This window comes from Streptomyces sp. NBC_01454 (genome assembly GCF_036227565.1).
In the GTDB taxonomy this organism is placed as follows: Bacteria; Actinomycetota; Actinomycetes; order Streptomycetales; family Streptomycetaceae; genus Streptomyces.
Genome location: NZ_CP109460.1, coordinates 736,316 through 751,683 on the forward strand (window position 1 = coordinate 736,316; position 15,368 = coordinate 751,683).

The window sequence follows — 15,368 nt, forward strand, 5'->3', positions numbered from 1 at the left end:
ACTCGAAGGGGTTTTGGCTGTGAGCGAGTGTGATCACGACTGGGTGCAGTGGTCGGGTGCAACGCGTTGCCGCAAATGCGGGGCGACTGCGTAGCGACGCCTGAATGATGGTGGTGGGGCCGAGTAGTCGGCCCCACCACTGTCGAGGAGGTCTCTGATGGCGCTGCGGATCGACTGGGCTGACCTGCCTGCCGCTGCCCGTGCGGCGATTGAGGCGCGCACCGGGGCCGTGTTGGCGGCGGAGCCGATCGCTGATGGTCTCACCTGCGCCGTGGCGGCGCGGCTGGTCACGTGCGCTGGGGCGTTCTTCGTCAAGGGTGTGCCTGTCGAGGACGGGCGGGGCCGCGCGGCGCAACGCTGGGAGTTGGCCGTCAACCCGCAGGTGTGTTCGGCGAGTCCGGTGCTGCGCTGGCAGGTTGTGGCCGACGGCTGGGATCTGCTGGTCTTCGATCATGTCGACGGCGAGCATGCGGACTTGTCTCGGCCGGCGGACCGTGAGCTGGTCGCCGGGGTGCTGCAGTCGGTGCAGGGCGTTGCAGCTCCCGCGGGGGTTCCGTCGTTCGCGGACCGGTTCTCCGATGTCTTGGACGCCGGCGAGCTGGTTCTGCTGTCCGGGGATGCGCTGCTCCACACCGACACCAACCCGCACAACCTGCTCGTCGGGGCGGGGCGGGCTTGGCTGGTGGATTGGGCGATGCCTGCTGCCGGACCTGCTTGGGTGGATGTGACCTATACGGCGGTGCGGCTGCTGGAGGCTGACGTGTCGGCCCCCGAGGCGCTCGGCTGGGCGTGGCAGTTCCCGTCGTGGCGGGCGGCCGATCCGGCGGCGTTGGAGGCGTTGGTGGTGGGGACGTGCCGCCAGTGGGAGTCGGTCGTGGGCGCGGCGGGTGCTCGGCAGAGCAACGCCCGGTTCGCGGCGCTTCTCGGGGCGACAGTCGCTGTGCCGTAGCCAATCGACAGTGGTCTGCGATGGACGGAGTGGGTATGGGCGAGAGGCCGGTAGCGGCTGCCGTGATCGTGCGGGATAGTCGCGTACTGCTGGTGCGCCGCGCGGTCGAGGAGGGTGAGCTGCGCTGGCAGTTCCCGGCGGGCAAGCTCGAGGCCGGCGAGTCGCCGGAGCAGGCGGCAGTGCGCGAGACCCAGGAGGAGACCGGGCTGACCGTCGAGGTGGTCAAGACCCTGGGTGACCGGGTGCATCCGAAGACGGGCCGGCTGATGCACTACGTGGCCTGCGCTCCGATCTCCGGCGAGGCGTATGTCGCCGATGCGGAGGAGCTGGCCGAGGTGGCGTGGGTCGCGCACGGGGAGATCACGGACTATGTGCCGTACCCGCTGGCGCCGATGGTGCAGGAGTACCTCGACGCCGAGTTGGCGCCGGCCGAGTAGCTACCCGCGGCGCGACGAAGCCCCCACCTGGGATCGAGTGGGGGCTTCTGTTGTTCGCTCACACCGATGTTCGCCACTACGCGCCTCTGCCGAATCTGCGGTTCCGCTGGCAAGCTGTCGCTCTTCTGACGAGGGGGCTGGGATGGCGTTGGCGTGTCCGCGGTGTAAGGGCAGTGGCCAGGTTCTGCATCTGCCGGAGTTTGTGGCGTCGCTGCCGGGAGAGTCGCCGTTGCGCGGCAAGTACGGTCAGCCGCCGGAGTATGTGGCGCAGTGGCTGCTGCCGATCGGCGCGGTCGCGGCGGGGGTACTGCTGCTGGTGAGCGGCGCGGTGGGCGGGGGCGTCCTGCTGCTGGTCGGCGGCGTCGGGTTGGGCTTCTGGTTCTCCCGGCTGACGGCGGCGGCGGAGGAGGCGCGGGAGCGGTGGGCGCGGTCGCTGTACTGCCGGCAGTGCCCGGCGACGTTTCTGCGGGAGGACGCCGTGACGGTCTGAGCAGCGCAGAGAGGCCCCTGCCCGGTTCGGGCAGGGGCCTCGATTGTTAGCGGTCGACGCCCAGCTGACGCGCCTCCCGGTCCGCCCACACGGCAAGCCGGATCGCCTGCTCGACTTCGGCTAGCTGCTGCCCGCGCAGGTGGTTCGGTGGGGTTAGCGGCTGGCCGGCGGGGTCGAGGAAGAGCCTGGCTTTCTGCGGGATGGGCAGCATGTCTGCTCCGTCGTAGCAGTCGCGCCAGGGGGTGTGGTGGCCGGGCGGGGTACACCAGTTGGCGTGGGCACGGTTGAGGATCCGGTGGGTGTGTTCGTCGCCGAGCTGTTCTTCGTGGGGTGGGGGTAGCTTGCGGGCGATGAACTTGGCGGCGTTGATCCTGCCGATGGGCATGGTGGGCCAATCTTGTTGCCACGCGCCTCGCGGCTAGGCCCCGCGCCTGGGCACAGGGTGGCACATTCCGCTTGGGCCGTTCCCCCTGTGTGCCGTTTCTGCTGGTCAACGCAATGCGGCGCCCTGTCCTGGGGCGAGGGTCTCGCGTGTCCGGCGCGGTCAGTCGCCCGGCTCGTCGTCGACGTGCTTGAGCCGCATGCGGGCCGTGACGAGGTCGGTCCCGCTGAGCGTGTCCCAGTACGGGTGGGTGTGGACCTGGTCGATGAGGTCTTGCAGGCGCTGCCGCAGCTCGACTTCGCGCGCCTTGTCCTCTGCGCTCCAGCCGGCCGTGCCGTTGATCGGCTCGGGCGGTTCGGGGTGGGCGTGGAGGAAGGCCCGCAGGTCGGCGGTGGCGGCGTGGAGGTGACGCTGCAGCTGTACCAGGTCGTGGGGGAAGTCGTGGCTCACGGCGGGATGCTAACCCGGCGGGTCGATCGGGCCGGCGGTGGGGCGCAGATCCCTGTCGACTGCCCGGCGCAGCAGTGCGGCCCCCGCCCGTTCGGGCGGGGGCCGTCGCCGTGGGGCTGTCAGCCTGCGTAGTTGAGCTGTACGAGGGTGATGTCGCTGTCGCCGATGAGGATGACTCCAGCGATCCGGCCGCGGGCGATGGTGCGCATGATGCCGTCGTCGATGCCGTAGGGCTCGGAGTGGGCGAGCGGGTCGGCCATGGCCTCGAGGAGGCAGGTCGATAAGTCGGCGCGGGCCTGGTCTGGCAGGGCCTTGAAGGCGGCGTGGAGGGCCGGGTCGAGGTGGAGCCGGTAGGTCACGCGGCGCCCCTGCGGCTGGTGTCGGCTGCGGCGGAGCGGAGTTCGTCCGGGGTCACGTCGATGAGGCTAGCGGTGTAGCTGGCCGGGGGGTGGCCGTTTGCTCGGACGAGGGTGCGGAGGTGTTCGAGGCGGTCGCGGCCGGCTTCGAAGTCTTCGATGAATTCGACCCAGCGTTCGAGGGTTGCGGGGAGTTCACGCACGTTGGTGAAGGTGGCTTCGCGCATGAACTGAGCGCGTAGCTCGGAGTGTGGGAGGGCGTGGGCGATGCTGTCGACGGTCCACGGTCCGGTGCTCATCGGGTCCTCCCACGCGGCGGCTTGCGTGATCCTCGTGAATCACGTAACTCGGGCCCAACCGTAGCGAATCTGGTACCACTCTGGTACTGCATCGCCAACCTCGCGCCGCGCCTAGCGAGGGATCTTCCCGCGGATCCCTATCGCCGAACAGCCGCGCGAAAGCCCCGCCCGATCATGCTGGGCGGGGTTGACGGGCGACTTTGGAGGCTGGCTACTTCTGTCGAATCCTGCACGCCTCGACAAAGATCTCCTTGGCCTTTGCTGCGATCTGCACTGCGTCCTTCCCGAGTAGAGCCTGGCGGATCAGGCCGGCAACGGTCTTCAGCGCCAGAAGCTTGTACGTGAGGACCATGGCGAGGTAGACGATCGTCGCGACGAGGACGGCGGGGGCGGCATTGCTGAGGTTGTTGAGCATCGGTCTCCTTGAGGCAGTAGAAAACCCCCTTCCACCTGCACGAAGAGGGTTGATTGGGTTGCGGGTACAGCTGAGGCCTCATCGCTCATGTCGCGGATGAGGCCTCGTGTTCGGGTGCCGATCGTGCGCTATCCGGACGCAGGCGCGGTGAGTTCGCCCGTGAGAAGGTGGTCTTGCCAGGCGGCTACGGCGTAGCCCTGCCATCGGGCGACGGGTGAGCCCCAGCCGCAGGCGCAGCGCAGGACGACTGCTTCATCGGTGTGCCGGTCCCAGCTGGGCCGGTGATGCTCCAGGAGCGGGGCATGGTCGGGGCAGATGTAGCCGGTGGCAACGGTGGGCCTGATCTGCTTCCACCCCTCACTGGACCAGTATTCCCGCACTGGCCCCCCGCCCAGGCTGGCGCCCATGTCGAACTCGCGCAGGCAGCCCGGGTGCAGGCAGTGCCGCAGGATGGGCTGCCGGTTGAAGGCGTCTACCTCTTCGTCACGCACCGCGGACTCGAAGGCGTCGACGAGCTTGTTGGCGTGCGCTTCGACCACCGGGTTCGGGCAGTCCTTGAACGCGGCCAGGGTGAGATCGAGGACTGCTTCCCGGGCCTGCTGGACAGGCGACTCCTGGTCGGGCATCACGCCCCCTTGTCGTGACAGCTGCACGGGCAGGGTGCACCGGTGAACTTGTTGTTCAGCCGGCACCGAGAGTGCAGCCGCCGGGCCCACCCGGTGGCGTCCGGGACATCCGCCGGCTCGACGCGGAGTGCGGTGTCGCAGGCGGTGGACAGGTACGGCGGCACGTTGATCGCGGCCAGGATCTCGGCGGGCAGGAGTTCGCTGGTCGAGCCGGGAGCGTTGACGAATCCGGGCGTCAGGTTCGGGCCGGGGTCGTCGGTCACTGCCGCTCCTCGGTGTCAATGGGGTATGGGCAGGTGCAGCCCTGGTTTGTTCGGCAGCCGCAGGTGAACGTGGCGGCCGGCATGGGGCGGGTGCCGGCGTTGGCGCGTTGCCGCAGTTCGTCGGTCACAGCACCTCCTCGATGGTCGTGGTGATACGGCGAATCAGGCGATGCTGCATGTGCGGGAGTCGCTCGCGCTTCTCGGCGAGACGCCGCTCGGCCTTTGCCTGCTCGGCATAGTGGAAGCGAACGCCCAGGGTCTGCCATTCATCGCCGCCGATGCGGGACTCGACCCGATAGGTGATGGACTGCTCCACCTGGGGTGCGCCGCATTCGTCACCGCAGAATGCGTGCTCGCCCTCTGCGTGGGCCTGCCGCCGCTCGCACGGGCCGCAGGGCTCGCCGTCGGTGTGCTCGCGGGGGATGCAGTCGCTGTCGGTTGTACTGGCCATGCTGCTGCTCCTTGTGGTGTGGGCCCGCCGCGGGGTGCGGCAGACCGGGGTCACAGGTCGTCGGTCCACGTGTCGCCTGCGGCGTTGCGGTGGTTGTCGTGGGGCCCGATCTCGATGCACGGTTCGAAGGGGGCGGGGCCGATAGGCAGCAGGCCGGCCGAGCAGTGCGTGAGGGGACGGTCGGGTTCGGGTGTCCAGTACGGGGCGTCGGGCCCGTCGCTGGCGATGTGGACGTGGATGTTGCGCATGATGGAGACGATCAGGTCGGTGCGCTCCCCTTCGGCGAAGGTCGGCCGGTCGGCGCGGTGGATTTCGTCGGCGACGAGGTCCCGCACCTGTTGCTCAATCGCGGGCGGGACCGGGTCGCCGAGCCAGACGGTGGCCGGCTCGATGCGGGTGACGCTCGGCCCGTCCACGCTGTAGGCCCACAGGTCGCCGTCAGGGCTGCGGGCCTGGATGCGGCCGGCCACCGTGTGCGTAGCGCTGTGCACTTCAGCGAACGCAGTCAACTCCTCCTCGATCTCGTAGCCGTTGTACGCCTCGGTGGTGAGCGGCACGATCGCGGCAGCGGTGACGGTGCGGACCTGCCCAGTGGCGGTGTCCTCCACCGTCTCGTCGAGACGTAGCTTCAGATCCTGAAAGGCGACGGGACTGTTCTTGATCTCGGCCCAGGTGAGAGGCGGGTCAATCCGCACCTCACCAGACCAGCGGGACTCGTAGCCCATGGGGATACTCCTTCGGTCAGGCGTCGGGGTCGACTTGGGGGTGGGTGAACCGGACCGGCATACCGAGCGACCGGGCGTAGGCGATCTCGGCGCGGGTCGAGTCCCCGATGTAGTCCCCGACGACCAGCACCTCGTCTGCGAGGCGGATCTTCGCCCGGTGCAGGGAGTCCAGCCGCACCTTCCCCGCCTCCGCCTCGTCCGGATCGGCCCACAGCGGGTGCGGCTCCTTCATGTTGCAGCCGGGCTTGATGACGATGCGGCCGGCCCAAGTCAGGTCGCGGTCAGCGTCGGCCATCTCGCGCATGAAGCGGGTGCTACCGCAGATGGCGACGATGGTCGGGGTGTCGGGCGGCTCGGGATAGGACACGGGCGGTTCTCCTTCGGGTTAGGTGTTGCAGGCTGCCCGGCGGGCGAGTACCTGGGCCTTGATCTGCCGGCTGGAGGCTGCGGTCACCACGTCGGCTCCTCATAGGCCTGCCGGGTGTGGCGGGATGACCACCACCGTTCGTCGACCTCCGGGTTGTCGGGGTCGGGCCGTCGGGAGATGTTGGCGCCGGTGCGCACGAGGTACTCGTAGTCGCCGTGCCGGTCCGGGCCCTCGACACGGACGATGACGCCGGTGCCGCCGGGCAGGGTGCGGGCCCAGATCTGGCCGCCGTGGAAGACGCGGGTGCCGGGGTCGAGACGGGTGGTCATCACGCACCCTCAGCTACGGCGACTGGCCGGTACTGCTCGACGAGTTCGCGAATCCACGGCTCCCACAGGTCCGGCTCCTCGATGTGGGTGTGAAGCGTGTCCGTCGTGGTGAGAATGCTGATCGCGGTCACCTCGCTGTCGCGGTAGGCGATGCGCACGCCGGTGGCCGTGAAGGTCTCCGGGCTGTGCAGGTATCCGGCCTCTACCGGCGGAGCGCCGGAGACGGACACGATCACTTCGTAGGTTCGGGACTCTGCGGTGATGCTGCTGGTGATTCCGATGCTGGTCACGGTGCTTCTCCTCGAGGTGGGTGGCCCGCCCCAGACCGGGGCGGGCGCGGGGTTCATGCGGCTTCGGCGTCGTCGTAGTCGTCGGGGTCCGGGTCGTGGCCGTAGCGGTCGGCCCAATAACGCTCGTCGTCCCGGGCGACCTCACGTATCGACGGCTCCGGGAAGAGCGGGACCGGGGCGGTCATCGAATGACCTCGGAGCGGGCGGCCTGCAACGCCTCCCGGTGGGCATCCATGGCCTCTTCGCGAGTGTCGCTGCGCACTTCGCCGGTGCCGATGATGTGCCTGCCGATGCGCTTGCCGGCGTGCCGACGGTCGGAGTGATCGTCGAAGACGACGGTGCTGTACCGCCGGTGCGCGATCTTGACTGTGGAGACGGTGAGCTTCTTACCGTCCTCGCGAACGGGGCTGGTGCGGACTTCCTGCGGGAACACGGCGGACTCCTTCGGGGTAGAGCGGGCGGGAAGCGGGAGGCAGGAGGGGCCGCCCCGCGGTGGGGGCTTGGGGCGGCGTGGAAGCTGCGTTAGGAATCACAGCGGGTGAGCCAGAAGCACCGTCCGTGCTCATCGCGGAAGGTTCGGCCAATCTCCCAGCCAGAGATGGAAGCCAGTTCGCTCCACGTCCAGCGGGCCGCAAGGGAAGCCCAGCCGTCTTCGGGCCGGTTCATCAGATGCGGCCGACCATCGGGATGGTCGACGCGAACCAGGACCCGGTCCGTCAGGGCGTCCAGAGTCCGAGGCGGGCGGCGCATGACAGGGCAGCCGCCGCAGTCTCCGGCGCTGACGCAAGGCCCGTAGCCGCCATAGCGAGCGCGCCGTGTGTCCAGAGACTCCCAGAAGTGCGTGAGGTCACGGGGTTGCAGGGCGCACTGATCCGAGGAGAGCCCGCCCATAGAGGCAAGGGACATGCGCGTCCAGCCCTGCCCGTCAGGGCCTCCGTTAGCCGGTGTTGGGACCGGAAGGTATATCGGCATCGCTTCTCCTTCAGGCGCGGGGACGAATGGTGACGGTCTGATCGGCGCTGATGAACGCCTTGTCTCGCGTTCCGGGGTTGATGGTCACGTCGCCGAACTCGTCGACGACCAGCTCGCGAACGTGGAAGTCGCGGCGAGGGTCCGAGGTGATGACGTCGCCGCACTGCAGGTAGCGCGGGAAAATTCGGATGTCGGTCATAACTGCCTCCTCATGCGGCGGTGGGGATGGCGAGCAGGTCGAGGAACGTCCCGCGGGCGGCCACGGTCGGCTCCGGGGTTCTAGGCCGCCTCCGCGAACTGGGCCTGGACGAGATGCCGGGTGCGCCCGTAGGAGGCGAGGCCGGCGAACAGGGCCGGGTCGGCGGGCCGGTAGACGTGGACGTGGATCCAGCGGCCGGTGGTGCGGTGCTGCGCCCACACCCGGATCGCGTCGGCGCCCAGGTGCGCGGCCCGGTAGGCCTTGGCTACGTGGCGGCCAAACCACGACCGCTGACCGTCGGGAAGGTCCGCGCCGAGCCGGTCCAGCAGATCCCCCGTGCGCACCAACCGGCCCGCAGCGACCAGGGCGGCGACCTCGCCGGAGAGGGCCGTGAAGCGGAGGTGCCGGCTGGTGGTGAGAGCGGCGGCGATCGTGCGGCGGATGGCGGTGACGGTGCGGTACATGGGTCCCCCTTGACGCGGATGTGCAGGTGGTGACGCAGGGCCCGGCCCGCGAAGGGCCGGGCTGCGAGTCAGGCGGCGCGCCCCATTCGCCCGAGGAGTGCGGCTGCGATGGTCGCGGCTTCGGCGGGGCTGTGGTCGCGGAGGTAGGCGAGCATCACTGTCTCTGCGCGGGCGATCGTCCACTGGTTGGCCTTGGCGACCTCGTTGGCCTTGGCCTCGAAGGCTGCCAGGACGTCTGCATCTGTGGCGCCCTCAGCCTCAACCTCGGCCTCTTCGGCGGGGGCGTGGGCGGTGATGGCCGCCTCTACGTCCTCTTGGTCGACGTACATGCCGAGCCAGTCCAGGCCGTCCCACACGTGGTAAGCGGCGGGCATGCGCTCGACCTTGTAGGTCTTGGCGTCCAACGTGACAGCCCAGCGATTGGCGCTGGCGTAGGGGCGCAGTCGGCGGTCAGTCTCGTCAGTCCACGTGATGGCGTTCATATCCGTCTCCCCTGCGGTTGGTGCGCTTGGCGATGACTCCATCATGCACCCCTACGCGTTGGGATGCAATAGCCATACACGTAGCCCTACATGATCCTTTGCGTGTAGGGCTACCCACTGCACTACCCATCGCCCCGATGACGTGCGACCATGACCCCATGACCAGCGACTGGACCCCCGACGACGAAACGGCCCGCACCTTCAGCCGCTACCGGAAAGCCCTGCTGACCGAACGCGAGCTGAAGCCCACCGTTCGCGAGCTCGCCGTAGCGGAACTCCGCAACGGCGCCACCGCCGCACAACTCTCGGACGCCACAGGCATGACCCCCGAGGTCTTCCGCCGCCTCGCCCGCGAGCACGACATCCCGGTAGCCGAGAAGTACCGAAGCCGCGCCGAGCTGTTCCGCGCCCGCACCGCAGCCGACAAGGCCACTGGCGACGCCTGACCTGCCCCACCCGAGCCGCACGCCACCGATCGGCGTGCGGCTCTCGCATGCCCCGGTCACGGCCGGCCGTGTGCTACGGGCGCCCGTATCTCCAGCCGCACCGGCGCGACGATCGGGCCGAGCACCATGTAGGCGAACAGGCTGGCCAGCAGCGCGCAGATCGCCCTCACAGCGCACCCCCGCCGGACGGGTCGGCGGCACTGTGGCCTGCGGTTGACGGGTCTCCTGCCTGCGGCCGATGGGTCGACCGGTTGTCCGTCCAGCCGAGCGCTTCTCGGGTTTCGGCGAGTACGTCGGCGGTGGATCGCATGGTGTAGACGGCGACGGTGCGGGCGAGGAGGTCTCGTTCGGCACGGAGTTGGCGGATGGCTGGGGGCTCTGTGTGGGCGCTGGGAGGCCTGTCGCGGGTGCCGGCGTCCGGGGCGTCGTCCGTGCCGCGTTCGGCGTCCTGCGGGCCGCTGACGGCCGTCTCGGGGGTCTGTGGTTTCTGGCGGTGGTTCATGGATGCGTCTCCAGTGGGGCTGTACGGCCGTCTCGCGGCCTCGGCGGGTGGAAGTGGGGCCCGGGAGCCCCGCGGTTGATTGCGGGGCTCAGGCGGGCGTCAGGCGGCGCGCTGCCGACCGGGGATGGCGATGTCGTCAATAGCGATCAGGCCGCGGGCGATGCAGATCGCGATCGCATGCGTCCGAGATCGGGCCCCCAGCGCGTGCGTCGCCTCGTTCACGCGCTGGTGAATCCCGGACTCGGTCGTCCCGAGCTCGCTGGCGATCTGCCGACTGGTGAGCCCGTTCGCCGCCAGCAACAGCGCCGCCAACTGGCCTCGGCTCAGGTGGCCGTCGAGGATCCGGGGCATTACGCGGCCACCTCCAGCGCCGGGGTGGTGGCATGCTCGACGGCCGCACCGACGAGCGCGGCGCCGAGCTGCACCGGCACGCTGTTGCCGGCCTGCTGGGCGATGTCGTTGCCGGACCACGGGTAGTCGGCGGGGAAGCCCTGCAACTGGCCGGCCTCGGAGTGGCTGAACCTCGGGAGCTCGCGGCCAGCCATGTCGACGATCCGGTTGCGGCTGATCTTGCCGGTGACGGTGAACGCCGGCTCGGCGCTGCTGCGACGCCCGCGGTTCTTCGGGTCGCCACCGGTCCCGTAGTTGGAGATCACCGTGAACGGGCCAGGCCGGTCGAGCGCTTCGCCCATCGACACCCACGGCAGCAGCCGGGCGTCACCCGCATCCCGCGGGACGCCGGCCCGGTACGGGCGGTGCGTCGGCGTGGGCAACACGGCCACGCCGTCGAGGCGGGCCACCAGCACCGCGCGCCGCCGAGTCTGCGGCACCCCGAACTGCTCCGATCGCAGCACGCCCGCGGCCACCGAGTAGCCCTCGGCGCGCAGGACTTCGGCGTAGGCCAGCCACACCGGAAGCACCTGCTGCACCTGCTCGAGGACAACCGTCCTGTACGGCCGGCCAGCATCCGCGGCCTCCAGTGCCCAGCGCATCGGCTCGAGCACCAGGCCCGTCCGCACGTCATCCAGACCGGCCAACTCCGCGGCGATGTCGTCCCGGGCGGCCATGCGGTGCAGCAGCCCGACCACCAGGTCGAGGGCCCGGCGACCAGCGCCCGTACCGGCGACGGTGAACGTCTGACACGGCGGACCCCCCAGCAGGCGGCGTGCGTCCGGGAAATCGGCCGGGCCGTACCGGCGCACGTCGTCGTGAACCGTGGCCAGCCCCGCGGCCACCCGGGTGGCGACCGCGTTCGCATCCCACTCGATGCCGACCGGCCGCAACCCGGCCGCAGCCGCACCCATGTCCAGGCCGCCCGGCCCGGCGAACAGGTCGACGGAGTCGTAGTCGCTCATGCCGCGCTCCGCTCGTCGGACGTGATCGGCACGGCGAGGACGGTCGGGTCATCGGGCGTGACGACAAGCGGCAGGCCCTTGACGGAAGCCACGTAGCCGGCCGGCTCCCGGCAGTCGGCGGCTGCGGCCCGGTAGCCGTCGGCGGTCACGCGCCCACCGCCGTCGAGGTACCGCTGCCAGCACGTGTCACACGGCAGATGGCCGATGACGACGCCCTCGCCCACGACGTGGGGGCGGCCGCGGCCCCATTTCGGCTGCTCGCCCTGCGCAACCCACACGGGGGTGCCGATCGGCAGGATCTGGGTCATGCGGCGGACCTCCTGGTTCGGCGCTGGGCGCGGCGGGCGTGCAGTTCGGAGTAGGCGGTCAGGTCGCGGACCGTGGCCCACGCGTGCCGGCAGTTCGGGCACTCGTAGCCGTCGACAGCGCGGTCACCGCGGGTGCGGGTTTCGGCGGGGGCTATGCCGCGGGTCGTGCACGACGGGCAGCTGTCGGTGATCACGCGGCCTCCTGGCTGTAGTCGTTGGCGCATCCGGGGTGGTCTCGCCGGGCGCCGGGGATCGCGACCAGGGAGGGTCGCGCCTGCGCCCTGCACCTGGGGCAGGAATGCTCGGCGGGTGCGACACCGGTGGCCGCGGTACCGAGCGGCCAGGCGCCGAGGTGCGGGATGGTGTAGTCGGCGCCCTCGGGTTCACTTCGGGCCGCCCGCTTGGCGGGGGCTCGTCCACCGAGGGAGAGCAGGAATTCCTTGAGGTCGCCCTGCTGGCGGAGGGCCGCGATGTCGGCCGGGTCGAAGGCGGTCACAGGTCGGCCGCCATGTCGACAAAACGTGCATAATGCCCCTGGAACGCGACGGTGATCGTGGCCGTGGGCCCGCCCCGGTGCTTACCGACGATCAGGTCGGCCTCGCCGGCCCGCGGGGACTCCTTCTCGTAGGCGTCTTCGCGGTGGAGCAGGATGACGATGTCGGCGTCCTGCTCGATCGAGCCGGACTCGCGGAGGTCGGAGACCATCGGCTTCTTCTCGGTGCGCTGCTCCGGCCCCCGGTTGAGCTGGGCGAGCATGATGACGGTGATCCCGAACTCCTTGGCGAGGAGCTTGAGTCCGCGGGACAGCATCGACACGGCGACCTGCCGGGACTCAGCGCGCGGCGCCTGCATCAGCTGCAGGTAGTCGATGACGAGCAGCCGCAGGCCGGCTGTGCGGACGAGGTGGCGGACCGTGGCCCGCAGCCCAGGGAGCGTGACGAGCGGCGCGTCGTCGATGTGCAGCGGCGCGGCAGACAGCGACGGGGCCATGGACGCGGCGCGGGACATGGCGGTGTCGTCGACGATGCCCTGCTTGACGTGGTGCAGGGGGATGGTGACGGCCGCGCACATGATGCTCTGCGCGAGCTCGTTCTTGCCCATCTCCAGCGACGCGAAGTAGGTCGGGATGCTGGCTTTGATCGCGGCGGCGCGGGCGAAGTTGGAGGCGACCGTGGTTTTACCCATGGCCGGGCGTGCCCCGATGACGACGAGCTGGCCGGGTGCCCAGCCGCCGCACAGCAGGCCGTCGAGGTCGATGAATCCGGTGGGGATACGGTCCTCGGCGCTGGGCGGCGTCACGGCCTGGACGAGCGCGTCGGGCAGGAGTTCGCCGAGGGTTGATGCCTGCGACACGGCGGTCGGCCGGACCAGGTTGTCGATCTCGGCCTGCATTTCGGCGATGTCGCTGCTCGGGTCGAAGGCCGGCGAGGTGGCCTTGACGCGCATCGTGACGCCAAGAGCCGCGGTACGGGCGGCGATAGCAACCCGGGTGACGCGCTCGGCCCAGTAGTCGGCGGATCCGGGCATCGCCTGGTTGTACAGCTGGGCGAGTTCGTCGATGGTGAGCGGCCGGGAGGTCATGCGGCCGTCGGCGTGCCAGGCCTGGAGTTTCCGGGCGACGGCCTGCCAGCGGATCTCGCCCGCGGTGAGCTGGTCGCGGATGTCTTCGATGGCGTACCAGGTCCAGCGGTAGCGCTCGTCGCTGATGTCTGCGGGGTCGAAGCCGTTGGCGGCGAGGTCGTCGACGAGGTCGGTCTTGGCCATGGCGGAGGCGACGAGGATCTGTTCGGCCTCGAGGTCGGAGGGCATGGTCGGGATGGGGGCGTTCTGGTCGCCGGCCCACAGGTCGATGTCGGTGGTCACGCAGCAGCCCCCTTGCGGAAGTCGTTGCCCTCGAGCAGTACGACGCTGTTGCGGCACATCTCGGCGAGGCGGGAGGCGACCCGCGGGCCGGTCACCTCGGCCAGTTCGTTGGGCAGCACATCGCACGTGATGATCACCGGGCGGCGGTTGATGTACCGCTCGTCGAACAGCTCGAAGAGCCGCTCCTGCGTCCACGTCGACGCGCGGGCCGCAGCCAAGTCGTCGATGAACAGAAGCTCACAGCGCTGAAGCTCCTTCAGCAGGACCCGGCCCTGCCCGTCGGCGGCATCGGGCCGGAGCGCGTCGAACAGCGCGGTCGACCGCCACGTCTGGATCAGCGGCGTCCCCTGCCACGGCTCGCCCGGCGCGTACTGCGCCTCCAGCCAACGGCGGCAGGTGCGCCACGCGGTGAGCGTCTTGCCGACCCCGATCGGGCCGGTGAGGAACAAGCTGCTGCCAGTCCAGCCAGCGATCCAGTCGGCGACCGTCTCGGGGAGATCGATGTGCTTGCGGTAGATGACCGGGATGCGGTCGTCGAACTTGCGGAGGGCCACAGCCCGGCGCTCGATGATGACGCCTTGGGCGGGGCTGGGGTTGTCAGAACTGGAGTGCACTCTTCTTCTCCTCTTCGGTCATGTAGCGGGGTGCCGTCTGCGGGCCGGAGTTGCTGCCGCCAGTACGCCGGATGGCGTTGAGGGCGATGTCGAGCGTCGGGCCGGAGATCGAGCGGCCTTCGCGGACTACGCGGTCCAGGGCCCGGGCGAGGTCGTTGCGTTCGACGCCGTTGCCGATGGCGGTGCGGATGATGCCGCGGACGGCGATGTAGGACTGGGCTCGGCCTTTGCCGTGGCGGGCCCAGAAGGCTTTGGCGAGTTCGTCGGCGGTCTCGTGCTGGTCGGGCTTCTTGTCGCTCGCCTTGCGGTTGGGCTTCTTGGCCGCCTTCTTGGCTTCGGCGGGGGTGTTCGGGGCCGCCGGCTGGTCGGGTTCGTCGCTGCTGTCGGTGGAGGTCTCGTTGGCCGCGCCAGCAGTAGTTAGTGGTGTGTGGCTTGTGGAATGTGGAGGGGGGGTAGCCGTGGCTCCTTCTGAAGGAGCCACGGCTCCTTCTGAGTGAGCCCCCGCTCCTTCTGAGTGAGCCGTGGCTCCCCCTTCGCCTTCTTCGTCAGAGTGAGCCGTGGCTCCCTCTGGGTGAGCGAGGGCTCCTTCTGGTGGGTACGGAACGCGGAACTCCATGGCATGGCCGGGGACCGCGTACAAGACCCGCCCGTCCCTGCCCTTGCCGATGGCGACACGGAACTCCCAGCCGGCCTCAGCCAGCCGCTTGAGCGCGTTCCGCACCACGGCGGTGTCCTTGGCTCCCGTCCAGCGGGCGAGATCCTTCAAGGCGACCTTGCTCCGGCGCCCATCAGCGTCATGCCGGGCGTCATCGGCGATCTCCAGTGCGACAGCGCGCTGGAGTCCGGTGACGTTCGGTCCCAGCACCTCGCGGATCTGGCGGCGGAGCTCGTAGCCCATTGGTTCTCTTCTCTCGGGAGGGATGCCGCTGCGGTTTCGTTTCGGTTTGAGACAGCCCTCATGGAGGCTTCAAAGGGGCGCGATTCGCGCCCTTGATGCGGTTCGATCCTACCGCAGGGTGTGTAGTCACCCGCAATACATAAGCAACACACTCTCGGCGGGTGGGGTGTGCAGTCACTGCACAGTCAGCTACGCTGTCGCCATGACCACGAAGGGGACGCCCGGCCGCATGGTGCGCATCGACGACGCCACGTGGGCCGCATACGGCGAGCTGTGCGAGGCGAAGGGGACCTCGCGCGCCGACGACATCCGCCGCCACGTCCACGCCCAGGTCACCGCATGGCGCAAGATGCAGGCCATCGAGCGCCGGCTGGCGAAGAACAACGAGTCGGCTGGCAGCGACGACTGACATCCCTCTCCCCTCCCTTCTCGCCCC

32 protein-coding genes are annotated in these 15,368 nt (G+C 69.7%); 5 read left to right on the plus strand and 27 right to left on the minus strand.

What is annotated here, in order from left to right; translation table 11 throughout:
* The first annotated feature begins 157 nt into the window (after positions 1-157).
* The 3 genes from OIU81_RS03010 to OIU81_RS03020 all read left to right on the plus strand — a co-directional run bounded on the left by OIU81_RS03010 (position 158) and on the right by OIU81_RS03020 (position 1,876).
* On the plus strand, positions 158-949 hold the full coding sequence (locus tag OIU81_RS03010; protein ID WP_329330761.1) for an aminoglycoside phosphotransferase: 792 nt from the start codon (positions 158-160) through the stop codon (positions 947-949).
* 35 nt (positions 950-984) lie between these two features.
* Positions 985-1,386 (plus strand): NUDIX hydrolase, encoded by a 402-nt coding sequence (locus OIU81_RS03015; protein ID WP_329330763.1) that lies wholly within the window; start codon positions 985-987, stop codon positions 1,384-1,386.
* A 229-nt stretch (positions 1,387-1,615) separates the two neighbouring features.
* The gene (locus OIU81_RS03020; protein WP_329330765.1) at positions 1,616-1,876 is read left to right on the plus strand and encodes a hypothetical protein; all 261 of its coding nucleotides are present in this window, start codon (positions 1,616-1,618) and stop codon (positions 1,874-1,876) included.
* Positions 1,877-1,922: 46 nt separating this feature from the next.
* On the opposite strand, the gene OIU81_RS03025 is transcribed toward OIU81_RS03020, so the two are convergent.
* The 18 genes from OIU81_RS03025 to OIU81_RS03110 form a co-directional block, all read right to left on the minus strand.
* Complete coding sequence (locus OIU81_RS03025; RefSeq protein ID WP_329330767.1) at positions 1,923-2,261, minus strand: hypothetical protein; 339 nt, start codon at positions 2,259-2,261, stop codon at positions 1,923-1,925.
* A gap of 159 nt (positions 2,262-2,420) precedes the next feature.
* Positions 2,421-2,708, minus strand: coding sequence for a hypothetical protein (locus OIU81_RS03030; protein ID WP_329330769.1), 288 nt, complete (start codon positions 2,706-2,708; stop codon positions 2,421-2,423).
* A 119-nt stretch (positions 2,709-2,827) separates the two neighbouring features.
* Positions 2,828-3,067 carry a hypothetical protein gene (locus OIU81_RS03035; RefSeq protein ID WP_329330770.1) on the minus strand — a complete coding sequence of 80 codons (240 nt, stop codon included), beginning with the start codon at positions 3,065-3,067 and terminating at the stop codon, positions 2,828-2,830.
* Entirely contained in the window at positions 3,064-3,363 is a 300-nt protein-coding gene (locus OIU81_RS03040) for a hypothetical protein (protein WP_329330772.1), read from the minus strand. Before OIU81_RS03040 ends, OIU81_RS03035 begins: the two co-directional genes overlap by 4 nt.
* A 211-nt stretch (positions 3,364-3,574) precedes the next feature.
* Positions 3,575-3,778, minus strand: a complete 204-nt coding sequence (locus tag OIU81_RS03045) for a hypothetical protein (protein WP_329330773.1) — start codon at positions 3,776-3,778, stop codon at positions 3,575-3,577.
* 128 nt (positions 3,779-3,906) lie between these two features.
* Positions 3,907-4,404, minus strand: a complete 498-nt coding sequence (locus tag OIU81_RS03050) for a hypothetical protein (RefSeq protein WP_329330775.1) — start codon at positions 4,402-4,404, stop codon at positions 3,907-3,909.
* Positions 4,404-4,667: a hypothetical protein gene (locus OIU81_RS03055; protein ID WP_329330777.1), complete on the minus strand. Its 264-nt coding sequence runs from the start codon at positions 4,665-4,667 to the stop codon at positions 4,404-4,406. The genes OIU81_RS03050 and OIU81_RS03055 overlap by 1 nt, the downstream gene beginning before the upstream one ends.
* Positions 4,664-4,795, minus strand: a complete 132-nt coding sequence (locus OIU81_RS03060; RefSeq protein ID WP_329330779.1) for a hypothetical protein — start codon at positions 4,793-4,795, stop codon at positions 4,664-4,666. Before OIU81_RS03060 ends, OIU81_RS03055 begins: the two co-directional genes overlap by 4 nt.
* A complete protein-coding gene (locus OIU81_RS03065) occupies positions 4,792-5,118 on the minus strand; it encodes a hypothetical protein (protein WP_329330781.1) in 327 nt (108 codons plus the stop codon). Before OIU81_RS03065 ends, OIU81_RS03060 begins: the two co-directional genes overlap by 4 nt.
* A gap of 50 nt (positions 5,119-5,168) precedes the next feature.
* Positions 5,169-5,843, minus strand: coding sequence for a DUF6205 family protein (locus OIU81_RS03070; RefSeq protein WP_329330782.1), 675 nt, complete (start codon positions 5,841-5,843; stop codon positions 5,169-5,171).
* Between the two features lie 16 nt (positions 5,844-5,859).
* A complete protein-coding gene (locus tag OIU81_RS03075; RefSeq protein WP_329330784.1) occupies positions 5,860-6,210 on the minus strand; it encodes a hypothetical protein in 351 nt (116 codons plus the stop codon).
* An 83-nt stretch (positions 6,211-6,293) separates the two neighbouring features.
* Positions 6,294-6,539 (minus strand): hypothetical protein, encoded by a 246-nt coding sequence (locus OIU81_RS03080; protein WP_329330786.1) that lies wholly within the window; start codon positions 6,537-6,539, stop codon positions 6,294-6,296.
* The gene (locus OIU81_RS03085; protein ID WP_329330788.1) at positions 6,539-6,829 is read right to left on the minus strand and encodes a hypothetical protein; all 291 of its coding nucleotides are present in this window, start codon (positions 6,827-6,829) and stop codon (positions 6,539-6,541) included. The genes OIU81_RS03080 and OIU81_RS03085 overlap by 1 nt, the downstream gene beginning before the upstream one ends.
* A gap of 53 nt (positions 6,830-6,882) precedes the next feature.
* A complete protein-coding gene (locus OIU81_RS03090; protein WP_329330790.1) occupies positions 6,883-7,014 on the minus strand; it encodes a hypothetical protein in 132 nt (43 codons plus the stop codon).
* A complete protein-coding gene (locus tag OIU81_RS03095; RefSeq protein WP_329330792.1) occupies positions 7,011-7,262 on the minus strand; it encodes a hypothetical protein in 252 nt (83 codons plus the stop codon). The genes OIU81_RS03090 and OIU81_RS03095 overlap by 4 nt, the downstream gene beginning before the upstream one ends.
* Positions 7,263-7,811: 549 nt before the next feature.
* Entirely contained in the window at positions 7,812-8,000 is a 189-nt protein-coding gene (locus tag OIU81_RS03100) for a hypothetical protein (RefSeq protein WP_329330794.1), read from the minus strand.
* Between the two features lie 80 nt (positions 8,001-8,080).
* The gene (locus tag OIU81_RS03105) at positions 8,081-8,464 is read right to left on the minus strand and encodes a hypothetical protein (RefSeq protein ID WP_329330796.1); all 384 of its coding nucleotides are present in this window, start codon (positions 8,462-8,464) and stop codon (positions 8,081-8,083) included.
* Positions 8,465-8,532: 68 nt separating this feature from the next.
* Positions 8,533-8,946, minus strand: a complete 414-nt coding sequence (locus OIU81_RS03110) for a hypothetical protein (protein ID WP_329330797.1) — start codon at positions 8,944-8,946, stop codon at positions 8,533-8,535.
* A gap of 158 nt (positions 8,947-9,104) precedes the next feature.
* Here OIU81_RS03110 and OIU81_RS03115 point away from each other — a divergent pair, with 158 nt between their 5' ends.
* The gene (locus tag OIU81_RS03115) at positions 9,105-9,392 is read left to right on the plus strand and encodes a hypothetical protein (protein ID WP_329143553.1); all 288 of its coding nucleotides are present in this window, start codon (positions 9,105-9,107) and stop codon (positions 9,390-9,392) included.
* Between the two features lie 166 nt (positions 9,393-9,558).
* Here the strand turns inward: OIU81_RS03115 and OIU81_RS03120 are convergent, their stop codons facing one another.
* From OIU81_RS03120 to OIU81_RS03160, 9 genes are all read right to left on the minus strand, one after another.
* Positions 9,559-9,894, minus strand: coding sequence for a hypothetical protein (locus OIU81_RS03120; protein WP_329143556.1), 336 nt, complete (start codon positions 9,892-9,894; stop codon positions 9,559-9,561).
* A gap of 99 nt (positions 9,895-9,993) precedes the next feature.
* Positions 9,994-10,245 carry a LuxR C-terminal-related transcriptional regulator gene (locus OIU81_RS03125; protein ID WP_329143558.1) on the minus strand — a complete coding sequence of 84 codons (252 nt, stop codon included), beginning with the start codon at positions 10,243-10,245 and terminating at the stop codon, positions 9,994-9,996.
* The gene (locus tag OIU81_RS03130) at positions 10,245-11,249 is read right to left on the minus strand and encodes a DNA cytosine methyltransferase (RefSeq protein ID WP_329330800.1); all 1,005 of its coding nucleotides are present in this window, start codon (positions 11,247-11,249) and stop codon (positions 10,245-10,247) included. The genes OIU81_RS03125 and OIU81_RS03130 overlap by 1 nt, the downstream gene beginning before the upstream one ends.
* The gene (locus tag OIU81_RS03135) at positions 11,246-11,557 is read right to left on the minus strand and encodes a hypothetical protein (protein ID WP_329330801.1); all 312 of its coding nucleotides are present in this window, start codon (positions 11,555-11,557) and stop codon (positions 11,246-11,248) included. The genes OIU81_RS03130 and OIU81_RS03135 overlap by 4 nt, the downstream gene beginning before the upstream one ends.
* Entirely contained in the window at positions 11,554-11,751 is a 198-nt protein-coding gene (locus OIU81_RS03140) for a hypothetical protein (protein ID WP_329330803.1), read from the minus strand. Before OIU81_RS03140 ends, OIU81_RS03135 begins: the two co-directional genes overlap by 4 nt.
* Positions 11,748-12,053: a hypothetical protein gene (locus OIU81_RS03145; RefSeq protein WP_329330805.1), complete on the minus strand. Its 306-nt coding sequence runs from the start codon at positions 12,051-12,053 to the stop codon at positions 11,748-11,750. Before OIU81_RS03145 ends, OIU81_RS03140 begins: the two co-directional genes overlap by 4 nt.
* Positions 12,050-13,420: a replicative DNA helicase gene (locus tag OIU81_RS03150; protein ID WP_329330807.1), complete on the minus strand. Its 1,371-nt coding sequence runs from the start codon at positions 13,418-13,420 to the stop codon at positions 12,050-12,052. Before OIU81_RS03150 ends, OIU81_RS03145 begins: the two co-directional genes overlap by 4 nt.
* On the minus strand, positions 13,417-14,034 hold the full coding sequence (locus tag OIU81_RS03155; protein WP_329330808.1) for a DnaA ATPase domain-containing protein: 618 nt from the start codon (positions 14,032-14,034) through the stop codon (positions 13,417-13,419). Before OIU81_RS03155 ends, OIU81_RS03150 begins: the two co-directional genes overlap by 4 nt.
* Positions 14,018-14,932: a hypothetical protein gene (locus OIU81_RS03160; RefSeq protein ID WP_329330810.1), complete on the minus strand. Its 915-nt coding sequence runs from the start codon at positions 14,930-14,932 to the stop codon at positions 14,018-14,020. The genes OIU81_RS03155 and OIU81_RS03160 overlap by 17 nt, the downstream gene beginning before the upstream one ends.
* Before the next feature lie 202 nt (positions 14,933-15,134).
* Here OIU81_RS03160 and OIU81_RS03165 point away from each other — a divergent pair, with 202 nt between their 5' ends.
* A complete protein-coding gene (locus OIU81_RS03165; RefSeq protein WP_329330812.1) occupies positions 15,135-15,341 on the plus strand; it encodes a hypothetical protein in 207 nt (68 codons plus the stop codon).
* Positions 15,342-15,368 lie beyond the last annotated feature (27 nt).

Excerpts from the sequence above, each read along its gene's own strand:
- OIU81_RS03050 (WP_329330775.1), bottom strand. The coding sequence starts at position 4,404 with ATGCCCGACCAGGAGTCGCCTGTCCAGCAGGCCCGGGAAGCAGTCCTC.
- OIU81_RS03105 (WP_329330796.1), bottom strand. The coding sequence starts at position 8,464 with ATGTACCGCACCGTCACCGCCATCCGCCGCACGATCGCCGCCGCTCTC.
- OIU81_RS03100 (WP_329330794.1), bottom strand. The coding sequence starts at position 8,000 with ATGACCGACATCCGAATTTTCCCGCGCTACCTGCAGTGCGGCGACGTC.
- OIU81_RS03065 (WP_329330781.1), bottom strand. The coding sequence starts at position 5,118 with ATGGCCAGTACAACCGACAGCGACTGCATCCCCCGCGAGCACACCGAC.
- OIU81_RS03080 (WP_329330786.1), bottom strand. The coding sequence starts at position 6,539 with ATGACCACCCGTCTCGACCCCGGCACCCGCGTCTTCCACGGCGGCCAG.
- OIU81_RS03110 (WP_329330797.1), bottom strand. The coding sequence starts at position 8,946 with ATGAACGCCATCACGTGGACTGACGAGACTGACCGCCGACTGCGCCCC.
- OIU81_RS03120 (WP_329143556.1), bottom strand. The coding sequence starts at position 9,894 with ATGAACCACCGCCAGAAACCACAGACCCCCGAGACGGCCGTCAGCGGC.
- OIU81_RS03090 (WP_329330790.1), bottom strand. The coding sequence starts at position 7,014 with ATGACCGCCCCGGTCCCGCTCTTCCCGGAGCCGTCGATACGTGAGGTC.
- OIU81_RS03135 (WP_329330801.1), bottom strand. The coding sequence starts at position 11,557 with ATGACCCAGATCCTGCCGATCGGCACCCCCGTGTGGGTTGCGCAGGGC.
- OIU81_RS03070 (WP_329330782.1), bottom strand. The coding sequence starts at position 5,843 with ATGGGCTACGAGTCCCGCTGGTCTGGTGAGGTGCGGATTGACCCGCCT.
- OIU81_RS03165 (WP_329330812.1), top strand. The coding sequence starts at position 15,135 with ATGACCACGAAGGGGACGCCCGGCCGCATGGTGCGCATCGACGACGCC.
- OIU81_RS03040 (WP_329330772.1), bottom strand. The coding sequence starts at position 3,363 with ATGAGCACCGGACCGTGGACCGTCGACAGCATCGCCCACGCCCTCCCA.
- OIU81_RS03015 (WP_329330763.1), top strand. The coding sequence starts at position 985 with ATGGGCGAGAGGCCGGTAGCGGCTGCCGTGATCGTGCGGGATAGTCGC.
- OIU81_RS03010 (WP_329330761.1), top strand. The coding sequence starts at position 158 with ATGGCGCTGCGGATCGACTGGGCTGACCTGCCTGCCGCTGCCCGTGCG.
- OIU81_RS03160 (WP_329330810.1), bottom strand. The coding sequence starts at position 14,932 with ATGGGCTACGAGCTCCGCCGCCAGATCCGCGAGGTGCTGGGACCGAAC.
- OIU81_RS03125 (WP_329143558.1), bottom strand. The coding sequence starts at position 10,245 with ATGCCCCGGATCCTCGACGGCCACCTGAGCCGAGGCCAGTTGGCGGCG.
- OIU81_RS03130 (WP_329330800.1), bottom strand. The coding sequence starts at position 11,249 with ATGAGCGACTACGACTCCGTCGACCTGTTCGCCGGGCCGGGCGGCCTG.
- OIU81_RS03115 (WP_329143553.1), top strand. The coding sequence starts at position 9,105 with ATGACCAGCGACTGGACCCCCGACGACGAAACGGCCCGCACCTTCAGC.
- OIU81_RS03025 (WP_329330767.1), bottom strand. The coding sequence starts at position 2,261 with ATGCCCATCGGCAGGATCAACGCCGCCAAGTTCATCGCCCGCAAGCTA.
- OIU81_RS03045 (WP_329330773.1), bottom strand. The coding sequence starts at position 3,778 with ATGCTCAACAACCTCAGCAATGCCGCCCCCGCCGTCCTCGTCGCGACG.